Source organism: Dysgonomonas sp. 25 (assembly GCF_010501075.1).
In the GTDB taxonomy this organism is placed as follows: domain Bacteria; phylum Bacteroidota; class Bacteroidia; order Bacteroidales; family Dysgonomonadaceae; genus Dysgonomonas.
Map to the genome: position 1 here is coordinate 34,600 of NZ_QVMN01000007.1, position 15,371 is coordinate 49,970.

Sequence of the window (15,371 nt, forward strand, 5' to 3'; positions counted from 1 at the left end):
CGATAGAGGTTTGTTACTTTTTTATGACGAAATTTATTAAAGTAGAATAAATATAAATATAATTTATAATGGCATCTACAGGAGGAAAAAACGATAAGCTATCATTCGGTATTACGTTGGTAATATTCGGATTGTTATTTTTGCTGGATAAGGTAGGATTTCTGGCTCAGATTCCTATCCGTTATGACTTTATCAGCGTATCCTGTTTCTTTTTGGTGGCAGGGATTGTGTTTGTCTGCACGCAACCGAAGAGTACGATGAGTTGGGTATTTTTAGCCGTGGGGATATTCCTCAATTTCAACCACCTGTTCGGCTGGCTGAACCAATATTCCAAGTTTTTTATCCCTGTTGCGGTCATCATTGCCGGAATAGCGCTTATCTTTTCTTATAAGAGATGAAAATAATATTCGTCGGGGCTGGAAATGTAGCCACTCATCTGGCGCGCGGACTATCTGATAATCATCAGGTTGTGCAAGTGTATAGCCGCACGGTGGAATCGGCCGAGGCACTGGCATCGTTGGTCGGCGCGGAAGCTACTACCGATATAAAGGCTTTGAGGGCGGATGCGGATATATACATCTTTTCGGTGAAAGATGCTGTATTGCAAGAGCTTATAGCTTCTCTCCCGAAGAATGGCGGTATCTGGCTGCATACAGCGGGAAGCATGCCGATGGCTTTGTTCGAGGGCTATGCCGAGAGATATGGCGTCCTTTATCCGTTTCAGACATTCACCAAAGGGCGCAGTATGGAGTGGAAGGATATACCCTTCTTTATTGAAGCATCGGATAGGGATACATATAATAAAATCAATGAATTAGCTTCTTCTCTGTCCGAAAAGGTAATTGAATTATCTTCGGATAAGCGGAAATATCTTCATCTGACAGGCGTATTTGCTTGTAACTTTGTTAATTACATGTACACCCTTTCGGAAGAAACCCTGCAAGAAGCCGGATTGCCGTTCGATGTGGTGCTGCCACTGATAGACGAGACGTGTGCGAAAGTACATGCCTTGTCGCCCGCCGATGCTCAGACAGGGCCGGCTGTCCGTTTCGACGAGAATGTGATAGATAAGCATCTGTCGCTGATAAGTGATGCTAAGACGAAAGAGCTGTATCGGCTGATAAGCGACAAGATTTACGAAACCCATAAAAACAAATAACATCCATGAGTACAATAAATTACGACCTGACCAAGATAAAAGCATTTATTTTCGACGTAGATGGTGTATTGTCTACCGATTGCATCCCCCTCTCCACAGAAGGCGAACCGTTGCGGATGGTGAATATCAAAGACGGGTATGCTATCAATCTCGCCATAAAACATGGCTATGGGGTGGCTATTATCACGGGTGGCGATACCAATGCGGTGCGTATACGTTTCGAGCGTCTCGGTGTGAAGCATATCTATATGAAATCGAGCATCAAGATACACGACTTGAAGGATTATCTGGAAAAAACAGGGTATAAACCCGAGGAGGTTATTTATGTCGGCGACGATATTCCCGATTATCAAGTGATGCAGATGGTTGGCTTGCCTGTAGCCCCTGCCGATGCCGCTCCCGAAGTGAAAAGTATTGCCAAATATATCTCGCACAAAGAAGGCGGAAAAGGCGTTGCCCGCGATGTTATCGAGCAAGTGCTCAAAGCACAAGGTAACTGGATGGGTGATGAGGCCTTTGGCTGGTAGTTTTCTCTGTCTACTTGTCTACTCGTTTACTTGTCAACTCTTTATAATAACTTTCCCAATTATTATAAAGTGCTTCCATAGACGGAAGGACGATATTGGCTCCGGCATCGCGCAACGATTGTTCGGTCAGCGGGCCTGTGTTGATGGCAATGGTGAAGATGCCTGCTGCAACAGCTGCTTCTATGCCGCGCGGAGCATTTTCTACGACTATCGCCTGATTAGGCTGCAAGTCGCCGGCCTTCTTCAATCCCATTAAGTATGGTTCGGGGTGTGGCTTGCCGTATTTGACGTCCCATGCGGTGACCATCTCGTCGCGCTTGAATAAGCCAGGGAAGTTCGATTCTATCTTTTCCAGCAAAGAGGCTTGTCCCGAGCCGGTTACGACTACACATTCCATGCCTTCGTCGTGAACCATCTTGACAAAATCGTAAGCAAAGGGAATCAGGCTGTTATCGTTGTATTTGAAGAACAGGTCGCTCTTTCGCTTATACATTTCTTTCTTTTCCTCTTCCGTAGCTTCGCGTCCGCGTTCGCGCTTGATAATATGGTTGATGGTATTGAAGCCGACCATGCCTTCGTATTGGTAGAACTCGTCATAAGTACTGTTCAGTCCGTATTCGGTCATGGTTTCGTGCCACGATTTGGCGTGCCACTTCATCGAGTCGTACAATACGCCGTCCATGTCGAATAGCAAGGCTTTCAAGTCGAAGCGCTCGTAATTATGCTTAGCAAGGTAGTCGTTAAATGCTTTTTCCATATCCAATTTTATCAATGTTGCAAAGATAATAAGTATTTGCCCCGGGGCAAGTGATATTTAAATTATATCTTTGTGTATAACCCATGTAAATGAATATTATGAAGCATTCAGGACGACTCTGTTTACTACTGCTCTTGTTTATAATTGCTATTCAGATAAAAGCGCAGGAAAGCAATCCCGCAATAACTTTTATCCTTGAAGAGGTGAGAAATATCGACGAATACGAAAAGAGTGATATGGCAAGGCTTTCCCGTACTTTTGCAGATGGGGTTATATATAATAAAAAGAGATTGTCTAATTTTTTCTTGAAACGAAAGGCAATAGGCAGATTCTTTGAGAATTACCTTGTAAAAGATTCTTCCGTTATAAAATATATTAGGGGAGAGAGAATCTATCAAAAGGACGATGAGACGATAAGCGAGAATCGTATAAAAGCTTTTTACTTCAAAAGCGGAAAATTACTATACTATCAAGAGTCTTTCTATAAAGAAGAAGATGGTTTATCTAAAGAAGCAACCTATGATATTAAGTATTATATCAGTGATGACACCTTATTATGGCATGCAGTTGAAGGCAGTTTCGATAATGACATCTCGAAACATTTTAATAAAATACTTAAAGAAAAAGAAAAATTGATTGGAGATATTGAATCGGTAGAATAAGTGCAGAGGATATAAAAAACTTAAATATTTGTCTTTTTATTTGCTTTTTAGTAAAAAAGGAATAACTTTGTAAGCAATCTGAGCAAAAATAGATTTATATGCAACTATACACGAACCTCATTAGCCTCATTATTCTACTCTGGAGAAATTCGGGAGTGAGACTTGCTGTGTAGTTGCCAAGACAATATAATAAGAGCCTTTCTCACTCATGGACAGAGAAAGGCTTTTTTTTTAACAACCAATATAACAATACAAAAAAGGAGAATAGAAGCATGGAAAAGTTATTCATTTTCGACACGACATTGAGAGACGGTGAACAGGTGCCCGGCTGCCAGTTGAATACAATAGAGAAAATAGAAGTAGCCAAAGCCCTCGAATCGCTCGGCGTGGATGTGATCGAAGCCGGATTCCCTGCTTCCAGTCCGGGAGACTTCAACTCGGTAGTGGAAATATCCAAAGCCGTTACATGGCCTACCATCTGTGCGTTGACACGTGCCGTAGAGAAAGACATCGACACGGCTGCCGAAGCCTTGAAGTATGCCAAGAAAGGGCGTATCCATACAGGAATCGGGACTTCGGAATATCATATCAAATATAAGTTCAATTCTAATCAGGATGAGATAATCGAGCGTGCCATAAAAGCCGTGAAATACGCTAAACGGTACGTCGAGGATGTCGAGTTTTATGCCGAAGATGCGGGACGTACCGATAATGAATATTTGGCTCGGGTAGTACAAGCAGTTGTCAATGCCGGAGCCACTGTTGTAAATATACCCGACACTACGGGCTATTGCCTTCCGACCGAATATGGAGCAAAAATCAAGTACCTGATTGATAACGTAGATATGAAGAATGCTATCTTGTCTACCCATTGTCACCAGGATTTAGGCATGGCTACTGCCAATTCTATTATGGGTGTGTTGAATGGTGCCCGTCAGGTGGAAGTGACGATTAACGGAATCGGCGAACGTGCCGGAAATACTTCGCTCGAAGAAGTGGTAATGGCAATCAGAAGCCACAAGGAGCTGAACATCGAAACCAATATCAATACACAAAAGATATATCCTGTCAGTCGCATGATTTCGAGCCTGATGAATATGCCTGTTCAGCCGAACAAGGCAATCGTAGGGCGCAATGCTTTCGCGCATTCATCGGGTATTCATCAGGACGGGGTACTGAAAAACCTCTCTACTTATGAGATTATCGATCCGAAGGATGTCGGTATCGACGACAATGCTATTGTATTGACAGCCCGCAGCGGCCGTGCGGCATTGAAGAACAGGCTAAACTTGTTGAGTATCGAAGTAGATGATGACCAATTGTCGGAAATCTATCAGCGTTTCCTCGAATTGGCTGACCGCAAGAAAGATATTACCGATGAGGATGTCTTGATATTGGCAGGAAAGCAAACAGATAAGATGCACCGTATCAAGCTCGATTATCTGCAAGTGACGTCGGGCATCGGCATTCGTAATATAGCCAATGTGGGACTGGACATCGCCGGCGAGAAATTCGAATCATCGGCAACGGGCAACGGTCCTGTAGATGCAGCTATCAAGGCCGTGAAAAATATTGTTCGCCGTCAAACGACTATACAGGAGTTTCTTATTCAGGCTATTAACAAAGGTAGCGATGATGTAGGTAAAGTCCACATGCAACTGGAGTACGAGGGGCAAACCTATTATGGATTCTCGGCCAATACGGATATTGTAGCGGCTTCGGTAGAAGCGTTTGTGAATGCCATCAATAAATTTGTGAAGTAAAATCAACTAAAAGAACAAAAATAGAAAGAATGAAGACATTATTCGACAAAATCTGGGACGCACACGTAGTTTCGACGGTGGAAGACGGTCCTACGCAATTGTATATCGACAGGCATTTCTGTCACGAGGTAACCAGTCCGCAAGCCTTCAACGGGTTACGCGCCAGAGGGCTGAAAGTTTTCCGTCCGGAAAAAACAACTATCACAGCCGACCACAATACGCCGACCATTAATCAGGATCAGCCTGTGCAAGATCCCGTGTCTAAAAATCAATTAGATACGTTAGATAAGAATGCAAAAGAATTCAACTTACCATATTATTACCCGCTCGGGAATATCAAGAATGGCGTGGTGCATATCATTGGGCCTGAAAATGGCTTTACCCAGCCGGGCATGACGATCGTCTGCGGCGACAGCCATACCTCTACACATGGGGCGTTCGGTTCGATTGCTTTCGGAATTGGTACAAGCGAAGTTGAAATGGTATTGGCTACCCAATGCGTATTCCAATCGAAGCCGAAAACAATGCGCATCACTTTCAATGGCGAATTGGCGAAAGGCGTGACGGCGAAGGATGTTGCCCTTTACATGATTGCCAAGATGACAACAGGCGGTGCGACAGGCTATTTCGTTGAATATGCTGGCGAAGTTGTCCGCAATATGTCGATGGAAGAACGGATGACGCTTTGCAACCTGAGCATCGAAATGGGTGCTCGTGGCGGTATGATTGCGCCGGATGAAAAGACATTCGAGTACGTCAAAGGGCGTGAATTCGCTCCTAAAGGTGAGGCTTGGGATAAAGCATTGGCATATTGGAAAACACTTTTCACGGATGAGGGGGCTAAATTCGACAAAGAATTGACTTTCGATGCTGCCGACATCAAACCGATGATTACATACGGTACCAATCCGGGTATGGGAATGGCTATCGACGACACAATACCGACATTGGATGAAGTAGATGCTGCCGGAAGGATTTCGTTTGAGAAATCGCTGGATTATATGGGCTTTAAGCCGGGCGAGAAGGTCGAAGGCAAAACAATCGATTATGTTTTCTTGGGCAGTTGTACCAACGGACGCATCGAGGATTTTCGCGCGTTTACTAACTTTGTGAAAGGCAAGAAAAAAGCGGATAACGTAGTTGCATGGCTCGTTCCGGGTAGCTGGATGGTAGAGAAGCAAATCCGCGAAGAAGGGCTATACGACATCCTCGTAGAAGCGGGATTCGAATTGCGCCAACCGGGATGTTCGGCTTGTCTGGCGATGAATGACGATAAAGTTCCTGCAGGAAAGTATGCTGTTTCCACTTCAAATCGTAACTTTGAAGGCCGTCAAGGTCCGGGCGCACGTACGATATTGGCGGGACCATTGGTGGCAGCGGCCGCAGCGGTTACTGGTAAGATTACAGATCCGCGCAAATTCAATTAGCAAATTCGGAAATTAGCAAATGTGTAAATGAAAGAAACCGGGAATGTTATTGTTGATTTGTCTTTTAAGTTTGCTTTGGATATAATATCCTTTGCCGAAGTGCTTGAAGAAAGCCGAAAATTTATTGTAGCGAATCAATTGTTGAAATCCGGGACTTCGATTGGGGCTAATGTGAGAGAAGCTCAAAACGGAGAAAGCAAATCCGACTTTATTCATAAGATGAAGATTGCAGCAAAAGAGGCAGACGAAACAGAATATTGGTTGTTGATTTGCGAAAGTTCGGAAAATTACCCTTTTCATCCACAATTGCTTGAAGATATAAAAGTTATACAAAAGATTATAAACAAAATAATTGGAACATCAAAGTCCAAATAACAGAATTGGCTAATATGCTAATTAGCTAATTTTCAAATTGATTAATTATGGAAAAATTCGAAACATTGACCTCGACATACGTTCCGCTTCCTATCGAGAATGTGGACACAGACCAGATAATCCCTGCTCGCTTCCTGAAAGCGACTACCAAAGTAGGATTCGGTGATAACCTCTTTGCCGACTGGCGATACAATAAAGACGGCAGCCCGAAGAAAGATTTCGTATTGAACAATCCCGTTTACAGCGGGCAAATCCTCGTGGCAGGTAAAAACTTCGGTAGCGGTTCGAGCCGCGAGCATGCTGCGTGGGCAGTAGCCGGATATGGCTTCCGTGCTGTCGTATCGAGCTTCTTTGCCGACATATTCCGCAACAATGCGCTGAACAACGGCCTGTTGCCTGTGGTAGTAACGCCGGTATTCCTTGCCGGAATCTTCGATAGCGTGAGCAAGAATCCGAAAGCGACGCTGACTATCGACCTCGAGAAACAACGCATAACCAACAACGAAACGGGCGAAGCCGAATCGTTCGAAATTAATGCCTACAAAAAAGAATGCCTGCTGAAAGGCCTCGACGATATCGACTATCTCTTGTCTAAAAAAGATGTAATCGAAGAATACGAGAAAGAACATACCCTTTAACCTAAAACCATGAAAACCAAGAATCTCTTAACCCTATTAATAATCCTGTGCTGCACAATCACTTTGTCGGCACAAAAGAAAAACAGTAATGCGGAGAAAGGGCTGACGCCTGTGACCTTCGATAAAGTGACGTTGCAAGACCAATTCTGGAGTAACCGTATAAAGTTGCAGAAAGAAGTGCTTGTACCCGTTGCTTTGGAACGGACACACGGAGCCGTGGAAGATTTGCAGAAAACGGCAAATTACCTCAACGGTATCGAAGGACCACTTCCCGCTCCTCACCGTTTCAATATTTCCGATTTGTTCAAGGTGCTCGAAGGAGCTGCCTATCTACTCAAAATGGAGCGCGATCCGGCATTGGAAAAACAGATAGACGATATTGCCGTTATCTTGGCGCAAGCGCAGGAAAAGGATGGGTATATCTATCCTGCACATACAACCGGAACGGCTAAAGACCACGAACATTGGGGCGGAGCCGGTATGGGCGACAAAAAATATTCGTGGGTGGTGCATAGCCACGAGCTATATAACATCGGACACTTATACGAAGCGGCAGCAGCTTATTATCAGGCTACCGGCAAACGCAATTTGTTGGATATTGCCGAGAAAAGCGCCCGTCACGTAAATAAAGTATTCTTTCACGGAGATCCGGAATATAATGACGGAAAGCCTGTCAATCAAGCACCGGGACATCAGGAGATAGAGATGGCGCTCGTCAAAATGTACCGCGTGACGAACGATACATTGTATCTGAATATGGCAAAACGCTTCGTCGATATACGTGGAATCACCTATGTGCCCGACGGCGAAGGAACTATGTCGCCCGAATATGCCCAGCAACATGCCCCTGTGAGAGACCAGAAAGAGGCTGTAGGACACTCGGTGCGCGCTACATACCTCTATTCGGGCATGGCAGATGTGGGCGCTTTGACCAATGACCCGACGCTGACGCCTGCCTTGCATCGGATTTGGGGCAATATTGTCGATACCCGCATGCATATCACCGGAGGATTGGGTGCCATTCACGGAATCGAAGGTTTCGGACCTGAATACGAGTTGCCGAACAAAGATGCTTATGACGAGACATGTGCTGCCGTAGGCAATGTATTCTTCAACCATCGTATGTTCCTGCTCGAAAAGGACGGAAAATATATGGACGTAGCCGAAGTGGCTTTATTGAACAATGTGTTGGCGGGGGTAAATCTCGGAGGGGATAAGTTCTTCTACGTCAATCCGCTCGAATCGGATGGTATGATCGACCGTTCTTATTGGTTCGGAACGGCGTGCTGCCCGACGAATCTGGCTCGTCTGATACCACAAATTTCGGGGCTCATGTATTCGTATACCGATAAGGATATTTATTGCGCTTTCTATACCAGCAGCGCTGTAGATATACCGTTGAAAGGAGGAGTGGTCAAGCTGAATCAGCAAACAAACTACCCGTTCGACGAAAATATAAAACTGACCGTTAATCCGGCTAAAAAGAACCAGCAGTTTGCCGTTAAGATGCGTATCCCGACCTGGACGGGTTCGCAATTCGTTCCGGGCAAACTGTATCACTATGTCAACGATACCAATCGTCAATGGGAAGTGTATGTGAACGGCAAAAAAGTCGATAATGCTAAAGTCGAAAAAGGCTTTGTATCTATCGACCGTAAATGGAACAGCGGCGATGAAGTAGAACTTCGCTTGCCGATGCCTGTACGTTATACGCATGCTATCGAGCAGGTTAAGGCTGATAACGGACGCGTAGCAATCACACGCGGGCCATTGGTTTATTGTGCCGAAGGCGTTGATAACGAAGGTGAAGCAAACCGCTACTACATAGAGGATTTGTCGGCTAATCCGACGATAAGCGCTGAAACGCAAGGCTTATTAAAAGGCATAGATATTATCAAAAACGTTCCGGCTAAATACTTGGATATAAAAGGACAATCGCATGCTTCTATGCTGACGCTTGTGCCTTATTATGCCTGGAACAACAGAGATGTGTCGACGATGAATATCTGGTTTGCAGAGAGCGAAAGTGTAGCGAAAGAAGGAATTACTATTCTTCCGGTGTTTTGTAAAGACATTCAGGCATCGCACACGCATTCGGGAGATAATCTGCTTGCCATCATCAATGGCAAATATCCTAAACATTCATTCGATACCAGCATCGAGCGATGGACATCTTTCCCGCAAAGAGGAAAGGCACAATACATCGACTTCACTTTTGAGAAGCCGACCGATATCAGTGCGTTCTCGGTTTACTGGTACGACGATAAGGGCGGCGTGCAACTTCCCGTTTCGTGGAACTTGCAATACAAGGACAGCGAAAATGGCGAGTGGAAAGATTTCCCGCTATACACAACCGATTCGTATAGCATATTGAAAGACCAGTTCAATCTGGTACATTCCGACGGGAAATCATTTGTGAAACAATATATACGCTTGAATATGCAGGCTAAGGACGACAGTGCGGTCGGCATATTACAAGTAAAATTCGACACTAAATAAGACGATTAAAATCAGCCTATGATAGAGATAATGGATACCACCCTGCGCGATGGGGAACAGACAGCCGGTGTTTCCTTTTCGGGACAGGAGAAGTTGAATATCGGCCGCCTTTTATTGAATAATCTCGGCGTAAACCGCATCGAGATTGCATCGGCACGTGTATCCGAAGGAGAATTCGAAACCGTCAAGCGGATAACTGCTTCTGCTGTGGATTCGGGCAATATCGACAAATTAGAGATTCTCGGGTTTATTGATAACGGTGCTTCGCTGAAATGGATACAGGATGCGGGCTGCCGCAATATAAACCTGTTGAGTAAAGGCTCGTATCGCCATGTTACGGAGCAGTTGAGGAAAACCCCCGAGCAACATCTCGAAGATATAAAGCGGGAAGTCATACTGGCCGAGAAGATGGGCATTCATGTCAATCTTTACCTCGAAGACTGGTCGAACGGAATTAAAGATTCCGAAGACTATGTTTTCTACCTGATGGATAACCTGAAAGACTTACCTATCAAACGGTTTATGATTCCCGATACGTTGGGCATTCTCAATCCGCATACCACATGGCGCTATTGCCGTAAGATGATAGCCCGTTACCCGAAGTTGCATTTCGATTTTCATGCGCACAACGATTACGACCTTGCCGTGGCCAATACCATGGTTGCCGTGGAAGTCGGCGTGAAAGGAATACACGTGACAGTGAACGGTTTAGGCGAGCGTGCCGGAAATGCTTCTCTGGCCAGTGTTGTGGCTGTATTGCACGACCAGTTGAAAATCAAAACATCTATCAGGGAGAAATATATCAATAAGGTAAGCCGTATCGTAGAAGGATGTTCGGGGCGGTTTGTTGCCGAAAACCAGCCGGTTATCGGCGAAAATGTCTTTACGCAGACAGCCGGAATCCATGCTGATGGCGATAAGAAGAATAACCTGTACCATAATGATTTGCATCCCGAGCGTTTCGGACGTATTCGTTCGTATGCGCTTGGAAAGCTTTCGGGGAAAGCGAATATACATAAGAATATCGAAGCCTTAGGAATCGAACTGACAGAGGCGGAAATGCAGATTATCACGGATAAGGTAATCGAACTGGGCGACAAGAAAGAAATGATTACCCAGAGCGATTTGCCGTTCATCATCAACGATATACTGCATAACTCGAAAGATATTAAAATCAAGATACTCAACTTTGCTTTCAGCCTGACCAAAGGGCTTCGTCCGACAGCTACCGTCAAGGTGCGTGTGAATGGCGAGGAATACGAAGAAACGGCGGCAGGTAAGGGGCAGTATCATGCTTTTTCGAAAGCGATGTGGAAAATCTATTCCAAATTGGGGAAACCGAAGCCCGAACTTGTCAACTATGTGGTGTTTATTCCTCCGGGCGGGCGTACCGACGCTTTGGTGCAGACAACGATTACCTGGAAGTTTAACAATAAAGAGTTCAAAACGATAGGCTTGGATGTCGATCAGACCGAAGCGGCTGTAAAGTCTACCGAAAAGATGTTGAATATAATTGAGGAAATGCAATGCGAATAACTGGCTTATTTTTAGGGCTTTTCATTAGCCTATGTGCTTATGCAGGTGTGAATGATACCATTCAACCGCCACCGCAAGGGGTGACCTTTGCTGTGGATACCGTTGTACCGGCGGAAAGTTATTTGCCCGAAATGCCTATCGACATAGCATTGTACCGTCATACTGAAATGCCTGTACTGACCTTTCCCGACGAACATCGGGATATGGCGGTGGTGGGTACTTATAAGAATTCGCTGATGACGGCTATCAACAGGGCATACAGTGACCATCGCCCGCTGATATTGTCGCCCGATGTTATCTGGTTGGCTATTTGTCAGGGAGTTTCGATACATATAACCGAAAATATAAATACTTTGGAAGACAAACTCTTTGTGAAAGATAAGCCCAAAGTACTGAATGTTTACAGGCCTATATTGAGGGATAACAGCGCCGATTGGCAATTTATTATCGACCGTTTGTCTGCCGAAACCCGCAAATACACGAAGAAAGATTTCCATTCGTATGTTGTGGGCGATTTCTCTACAACTACGCCTGCGAGCCAGATGGCCTACAAAATAACGTTATTGGAGGCATATAAGAAAGTCTTTGCTTATCAGGTGACAACACTTTGTGGCATTCCTTCGGTTACTTTGACCGGGACACGCGAAGATTGGGAAGTAATCTATAACAAGCTCGACTATCTGTCCGAAATCGGTCTCGAAGAATGGGCCGATTGTCTGCGTCCTGTTATACAGGAGTTTATCGATGCTTATGATGGAAAAGTGAATACACAATTCTGGCAAAGTATCTATAAAGACCGTTTCGAGTATGATTCGAATTATTTATCGGGGTGGTGTATTAAGTTCTTTCCCTATTTGAAAAAATGCCGTGATTGTAATGGATATATTCCGAACAGGTTTCTGGAGGGAGATGCTTATTTAATATCGAGAATAAGGACTGAAAATATCCCTGACGGCAATGCCCGTATCGATGTTACAATCTGCGATTACACTGGAACCCGTTTAGGAATGCGCTATGTCTTTGGTGGATTTATGGGCTTGAAGCAATATAACAACAAGGCGATAGAGCCGTTTATCTCGTGGGTTATATGCAGAGAGGAGAAAAAAGGAAAAGGCAAAAAGGAAGAAGATATGACTTCGAATGGAGATGAAGCCCGCCCGGTACGGATGACGCGTGCAAGTATGTTTAGTCCTAATCCGAGGGATAGTTCTTCTAATTGGGACGATTGGATGTCTTGGAGTCCGTCTGTCGAACAGCCTGTTTATGATAAAGGACGCTTCGAAACGCAAGAGGAAAGCTTGAATTATATCAAAGATTACCTCGAAACAGCTATCAGGAAAAATACGGCATTCAAGGAAGAATTGCAAAAGGAAATAGAGGTAGAATTTGTGATTCGCACTACCGGAAAGATGGACGCCATAGGCATAAGGCATAACAATGTATCGAAGGCGCTTCGTGACTTTATCAAAAAGAAACTGAAAGAGCTCCCCGGCGAATGGACGGTTGGGGTAGAGAGTTATAAGAGATACCTGAATCGCGGTTCCCACATCGTAACAATAGAAGGGATGAAAGACTATAATATTCAGGTGAATACCGCTATAAACATCACGATATTCGAACAGAAGAAAACAGATTAATATACTAAATTGCAAAAACAATGAAACTGAACATTGCCGTACTTCCGGGTGACGGAATAGGACCCGAAATCGTAGCACAGGCGCTACGCGTAACAGAAGCTGTATGTGAGAAATTCGGACACGCGCTCGAATACAAATATGGAATTGTCGGTGCATCGGCCATCGACAAGGTAGGGAATCCTTATCCCGACGAAACGCACGAACTTTGTATGGCTTCGGATGCCGTTTTGTTCGGCGCGATAGGCGATCCTAAGTTCGATAATAATCCGGCTGCCAAAGTCCGCCCCGAGCAGGGTTTGCTGGCTATGCGCAAGAAACTGGGACTGTATGCCAATCTGCGTCCGGTAGCTACTTTTCCGTCGTTGATACACAAATCACCTCTCCGTGCCGATTTGGTCGAAGGAGCAGACTTTATGTGTGTGCGCGAGCTGACGGGAGGATTGTATTTCGGTCGTCCGCAAGGTCGTAGCGAAGATGGCGATACGGCATACGATACGTGCGTCTATACGCGCGAGGAAGTGGAGCGTATCCTGCACCTTTCGTACAAATATGCCCGCATGCGCCGCAAAAAACTGACGGTAGTAGACAAAGCCAATGTGCTGTGCACATCGCGCTTGTGGCGCCAGGTAGCGCAGGAGATAGAAACACAGTATCCCGATGTGGAAACCGAATATATGTTTGTTGATAATGCGGCGATGCAGATTATTCAGTGGCCTAAGCGTTTCGATGTATTGGTGACCGAAAACCTGTTCGGTGACATCCTGACGGACGAAGCTTCTGTTATTACAGGTTCGCTGGGGATGCTTCCATCCGCTTCCATCGGTATTCATACATCGGTATTCGAGCCGATTCACGGTTCGTATCCACAGGCGGCAGGCAAAAATATAGCCAATCCGCTGGCTACTATCCTTTCGGCAGCTATGATGTTCGAATATGCTTTCGAATTGAAGGAAGAAGGCGCGCTTATCCGCCGGGCAGTCGATGCATCGATGGATGCCAAGATTGTAACCGAAGACATTGCATCGGGTGGCAAAGCTTATTCGACAAGCGATGTGGGCGACTGGATTGTAAATTATATAAAAGGCTAATAGCCATTTTGATACATAGTATTCATTAAGGGGCTGATTTCTAATTAGTCCCTTGTTTCTTTGCTAAAATCTGGGATTTAGCCAATCGAAATCCGTCGGGAAGTACTATCTTTACATGACTTAAAAAAATAATTATCATTTAATAAAAAAAGAGCAACAATATGCACAATTGGTTTGAATGCAAGGTGTCTTACGAAAAGACATTGGAGAATGGTATGCAGAAAAAAGTTACCGAACCTTATCTGGTAGATGCCTTATCTTTTACCGAGGCCGAAGCCCGTATTATAGAGGAATTGAAGCCTTATATCTCGGGTGAATTTTCAATAGCGGATATCAAGAGGGCTAAATATAACGAATTGTTTTTCAATGATGCAGGCGATCGCTATTACAAGGCGAAAGTACAATTCATTTCGCTGGATGAGAAAAGCGGAACGGAAAAGAAAACGGCTGTGAATATGCTTGCACAGGCTTCGACGCTGAAAGAGGCTTTGGAAGTAGTTGAAAAAGGAATGGCGGGAACGCTTGCCGATTATATTATTGCATCGCTTGCCGAAACAACGATTATGGATATTTTCCCTTATTCGGAGGAAGATAAAAATAAGGTTGTTGTAGCATAATCAGCTTGCGTTATGTCTGTCGCCGATAACTTAATCGCTATAAAGGAAACAATTCCCGAAGGAGTAAAATTGGTTGCCGTGTCGAAGTTCCACCCGGCCGAAGCCATCATGGAGGCTTACGATGCGGGACAACGGGTTTTCGGCGAGAGCCGTATGCAAGAGATCAAGCCTAAGCACGAGCAATTGCCTGCCGATATCGAATGGCATTTTATCGGGCATCTGCAAAGCAAAAAGGCGAAAGATATAGTCTCCTATGTGCATACGATACATAGTGTAGATAGCTGGAAACTTTTGCAAGAGATCGAAAAACGGGCATCCGATGCTCAACGGACGGTAAATTGCCTGCTGGAAATACATATAGCACAAGAAAATAGCAAATTTGGCTTTACTTTCGAAAATTGTCGGCAATTTCTTATGCAGGATGATTGGAAAAAATGTAAATTTGCGCGTATCGTGGGATTAATGGGTATGGCAACCGACACCGAAGATGCTGATATTGTTCGCAAAGAATTCAGAAAACTCAGGCTGTTTTTCGAGGAATTGAAGTCTACTGTTTTTTCGGGTGACAAGCAATTCGACCAGTTATCCATGGGTATGTCACATGATTATAAAATTGCAATTGAAGAAGGGGCGACAATTGTAAGAATAGGTTCATCAATCTTCGGCTCCCGTCAGTATTAGTAGTA

General features: G+C 44.7%; 15 protein-coding genes. 14 read left to right on the forward strand and 1 reads right to left on the reverse strand.

Annotated features, from left to right (window positions below; genetic code table 11):
- Nucleotides 1-68 precede the first annotated feature (68 nt).
- The 3 genes from D0T66_RS11420 to D0T66_RS11430 are packed head-to-tail and all read left to right on the forward strand — an operon-like array spanning nt 69 to nt 1,686.
- On the forward strand, nt 69-398 hold the full coding sequence (locus tag D0T66_RS11420) for a hypothetical protein (RefSeq protein ID WP_163357429.1): 330 nt from the start codon (nt 69-71) through the stop codon (nt 396-398).
- Nucleotides 395-1,159, forward strand: a complete 765-nt coding sequence (locus D0T66_RS11425; protein ID WP_163357430.1) for a Rossmann-like and DUF2520 domain-containing protein — start codon at nt 395-397, stop codon at nt 1,157-1,159. The genes D0T66_RS11420 and D0T66_RS11425 overlap by 4 nt, the downstream gene beginning before the upstream one ends.
- 5 nt (nt 1,160-1,164) lie before the next feature.
- Nucleotides 1,165-1,686, forward strand: a complete 522-nt coding sequence (locus D0T66_RS11430) for an HAD family hydrolase (RefSeq protein ID WP_163357431.1) — start codon at nt 1,165-1,167, stop codon at nt 1,684-1,686.
- Nucleotides 1,687-1,696: 10 nt separating this feature from the next.
- On the opposite strand, the gene D0T66_RS11435 is transcribed toward D0T66_RS11430, so the two are convergent.
- Nucleotides 1,697-2,443, reverse strand: a complete 747-nt coding sequence (locus D0T66_RS11435) for an HAD family phosphatase (RefSeq protein ID WP_163357432.1) — start codon at nt 2,441-2,443, stop codon at nt 1,697-1,699.
- An 89-nt stretch (nt 2,444-2,532) separates the two neighbouring features.
- Here D0T66_RS11435 and D0T66_RS11440 point away from each other — a divergent pair, with 89 nt between their 5' ends.
- The 11 genes from D0T66_RS11440 to D0T66_RS11490 all read left to right on the forward strand — a co-directional run bounded on the left by D0T66_RS11440 (nt 2,533) and on the right by D0T66_RS11490 (nt 15,366).
- A complete protein-coding gene (locus tag D0T66_RS11440) occupies nt 2,533-3,105 on the forward strand; it encodes a hypothetical protein (protein WP_163357433.1) in 573 nt (190 codons plus the stop codon).
- A 272-nt stretch (nt 3,106-3,377) separates the two neighbouring features.
- Nucleotides 3,378-4,868 carry a 2-isopropylmalate synthase gene (locus D0T66_RS11445; RefSeq protein WP_163357434.1) on the forward strand — a complete coding sequence of 497 codons (1,491 nt, stop codon included), beginning with the start codon at nt 3,378-3,380 and terminating at the stop codon, nt 4,866-4,868.
- Nucleotides 4,869-4,897: 29 nt separating this feature from the next.
- Complete coding sequence (leuC, locus tag D0T66_RS11450; protein ID WP_163357435.1) at nt 4,898-6,295, forward strand: 3-isopropylmalate dehydratase large subunit; 1,398 nt, start codon at nt 4,898-4,900, stop codon at nt 6,293-6,295.
- Nucleotides 6,296-6,322: 27 nt separating this feature from the next.
- On the forward strand, nt 6,323-6,670 hold the full coding sequence (locus tag D0T66_RS11455; protein ID WP_163357436.1) for a four helix bundle protein: 348 nt from the start codon (nt 6,323-6,325) through the stop codon (nt 6,668-6,670).
- Nucleotides 6,671-6,717: 47 nt separating this feature from the next.
- Entirely contained in the window at nt 6,718-7,308 is a 591-nt protein-coding gene (gene leuD, locus D0T66_RS11460) for a 3-isopropylmalate dehydratase small subunit (protein ID WP_163357437.1), read from the forward strand.
- Nucleotides 7,309-7,317: 9 nt separating this feature from the next.
- Nucleotides 7,318-9,807, forward strand: coding sequence for a glycoside hydrolase family 127 protein (locus tag D0T66_RS11465; RefSeq protein WP_163357438.1), 2,490 nt, complete (start codon nt 7,318-7,320; stop codon nt 9,805-9,807).
- A gap of 18 nt (nt 9,808-9,825) precedes the next feature.
- Nucleotides 9,826-11,343, forward strand: coding sequence for an alpha-isopropylmalate synthase regulatory domain-containing protein (locus D0T66_RS11470; protein WP_163357439.1), 1,518 nt, complete (start codon nt 9,826-9,828; stop codon nt 11,341-11,343).
- Complete coding sequence (locus D0T66_RS11475) at nt 11,334-12,980, forward strand: DUF4419 domain-containing protein (protein ID WP_163357440.1); 1,647 nt, start codon at nt 11,334-11,336, stop codon at nt 12,978-12,980. The genes D0T66_RS11470 and D0T66_RS11475 overlap by 10 nt, the downstream gene beginning before the upstream one ends.
- A gap of 20 nt (nt 12,981-13,000) precedes the next feature.
- A complete protein-coding gene (leuB, locus tag D0T66_RS11480) occupies nt 13,001-14,068 on the forward strand; it encodes a 3-isopropylmalate dehydrogenase (protein WP_163357441.1) in 1,068 nt (355 codons plus the stop codon).
- Between the two features lie 161 nt (nt 14,069-14,229).
- Complete coding sequence (locus D0T66_RS11485) at nt 14,230-14,685, forward strand: DUF4494 domain-containing protein (RefSeq protein ID WP_163357442.1); 456 nt, start codon at nt 14,230-14,232, stop codon at nt 14,683-14,685.
- A gap of 12 nt (nt 14,686-14,697) precedes the next feature.
- Nucleotides 14,698-15,366: a YggS family pyridoxal phosphate-dependent enzyme gene (locus D0T66_RS11490; protein ID WP_163357443.1), complete on the forward strand. Its 669-nt coding sequence runs from the start codon at nt 14,698-14,700 to the stop codon at nt 15,364-15,366.
- The last annotated feature ends 5 nt before the right edge of the window (nt 15,367-15,371 follow it).

Coding starts and splice junctions, on each gene's coding strand:
- leuB (WP_163357441.1), top strand. CDS start 13,001: ATGAAACTGAACATTGCCGTACTTCCGGGTGACGGAATAGGACCCGAA.
- D0T66_RS11455 (WP_163357436.1), top strand. CDS start 6,323: ATGAAAGAAACCGGGAATGTTATTGTTGATTTGTCTTTTAAGTTTGCT.
- leuD (WP_163357437.1), top strand. CDS start 6,718: ATGGAAAAATTCGAAACATTGACCTCGACATACGTTCCGCTTCCTATC.
- D0T66_RS11440 (WP_163357433.1), top strand. CDS start 2,533: ATGAATATTATGAAGCATTCAGGACGACTCTGTTTACTACTGCTCTTG.
- D0T66_RS11430 (WP_163357431.1), top strand. CDS start 1,165: ATGAGTACAATAAATTACGACCTGACCAAGATAAAAGCATTTATTTTC.
- D0T66_RS11445 (WP_163357434.1), top strand. CDS start 3,378: ATGGAAAAGTTATTCATTTTCGACACGACATTGAGAGACGGTGAACAG.
- leuC (WP_163357435.1), top strand. CDS start 4,898: ATGAAGACATTATTCGACAAAATCTGGGACGCACACGTAGTTTCGACG.
- D0T66_RS11475 (WP_163357440.1), top strand. CDS start 11,334: ATGCGAATAACTGGCTTATTTTTAGGGCTTTTCATTAGCCTATGTGCT.
- D0T66_RS11425 (WP_163357430.1), top strand. CDS start 395: ATGAAAATAATATTCGTCGGGGCTGGAAATGTAGCCACTCATCTGGCG.
- D0T66_RS11470 (WP_163357439.1), top strand. CDS start 9,826: ATGATAGAGATAATGGATACCACCCTGCGCGATGGGGAACAGACAGCC.
- D0T66_RS11465 (WP_163357438.1), top strand. CDS start 7,318: ATGAAAACCAAGAATCTCTTAACCCTATTAATAATCCTGTGCTGCACA.
- D0T66_RS11485 (WP_163357442.1), top strand. CDS start 14,230: ATGCACAATTGGTTTGAATGCAAGGTGTCTTACGAAAAGACATTGGAG.
- D0T66_RS11420 (WP_163357429.1), top strand. CDS start 69: ATGGCATCTACAGGAGGAAAAAACGATAAGCTATCATTCGGTATTACG.
- D0T66_RS11435 (WP_163357432.1), bottom strand. CDS start 2,443: ATGGAAAAAGCATTTAACGACTACCTTGCTAAGCATAATTACGAGCGC.
- D0T66_RS11490 (WP_163357443.1), top strand. CDS start 14,698: ATGTCTGTCGCCGATAACTTAATCGCTATAAAGGAAACAATTCCCGAA.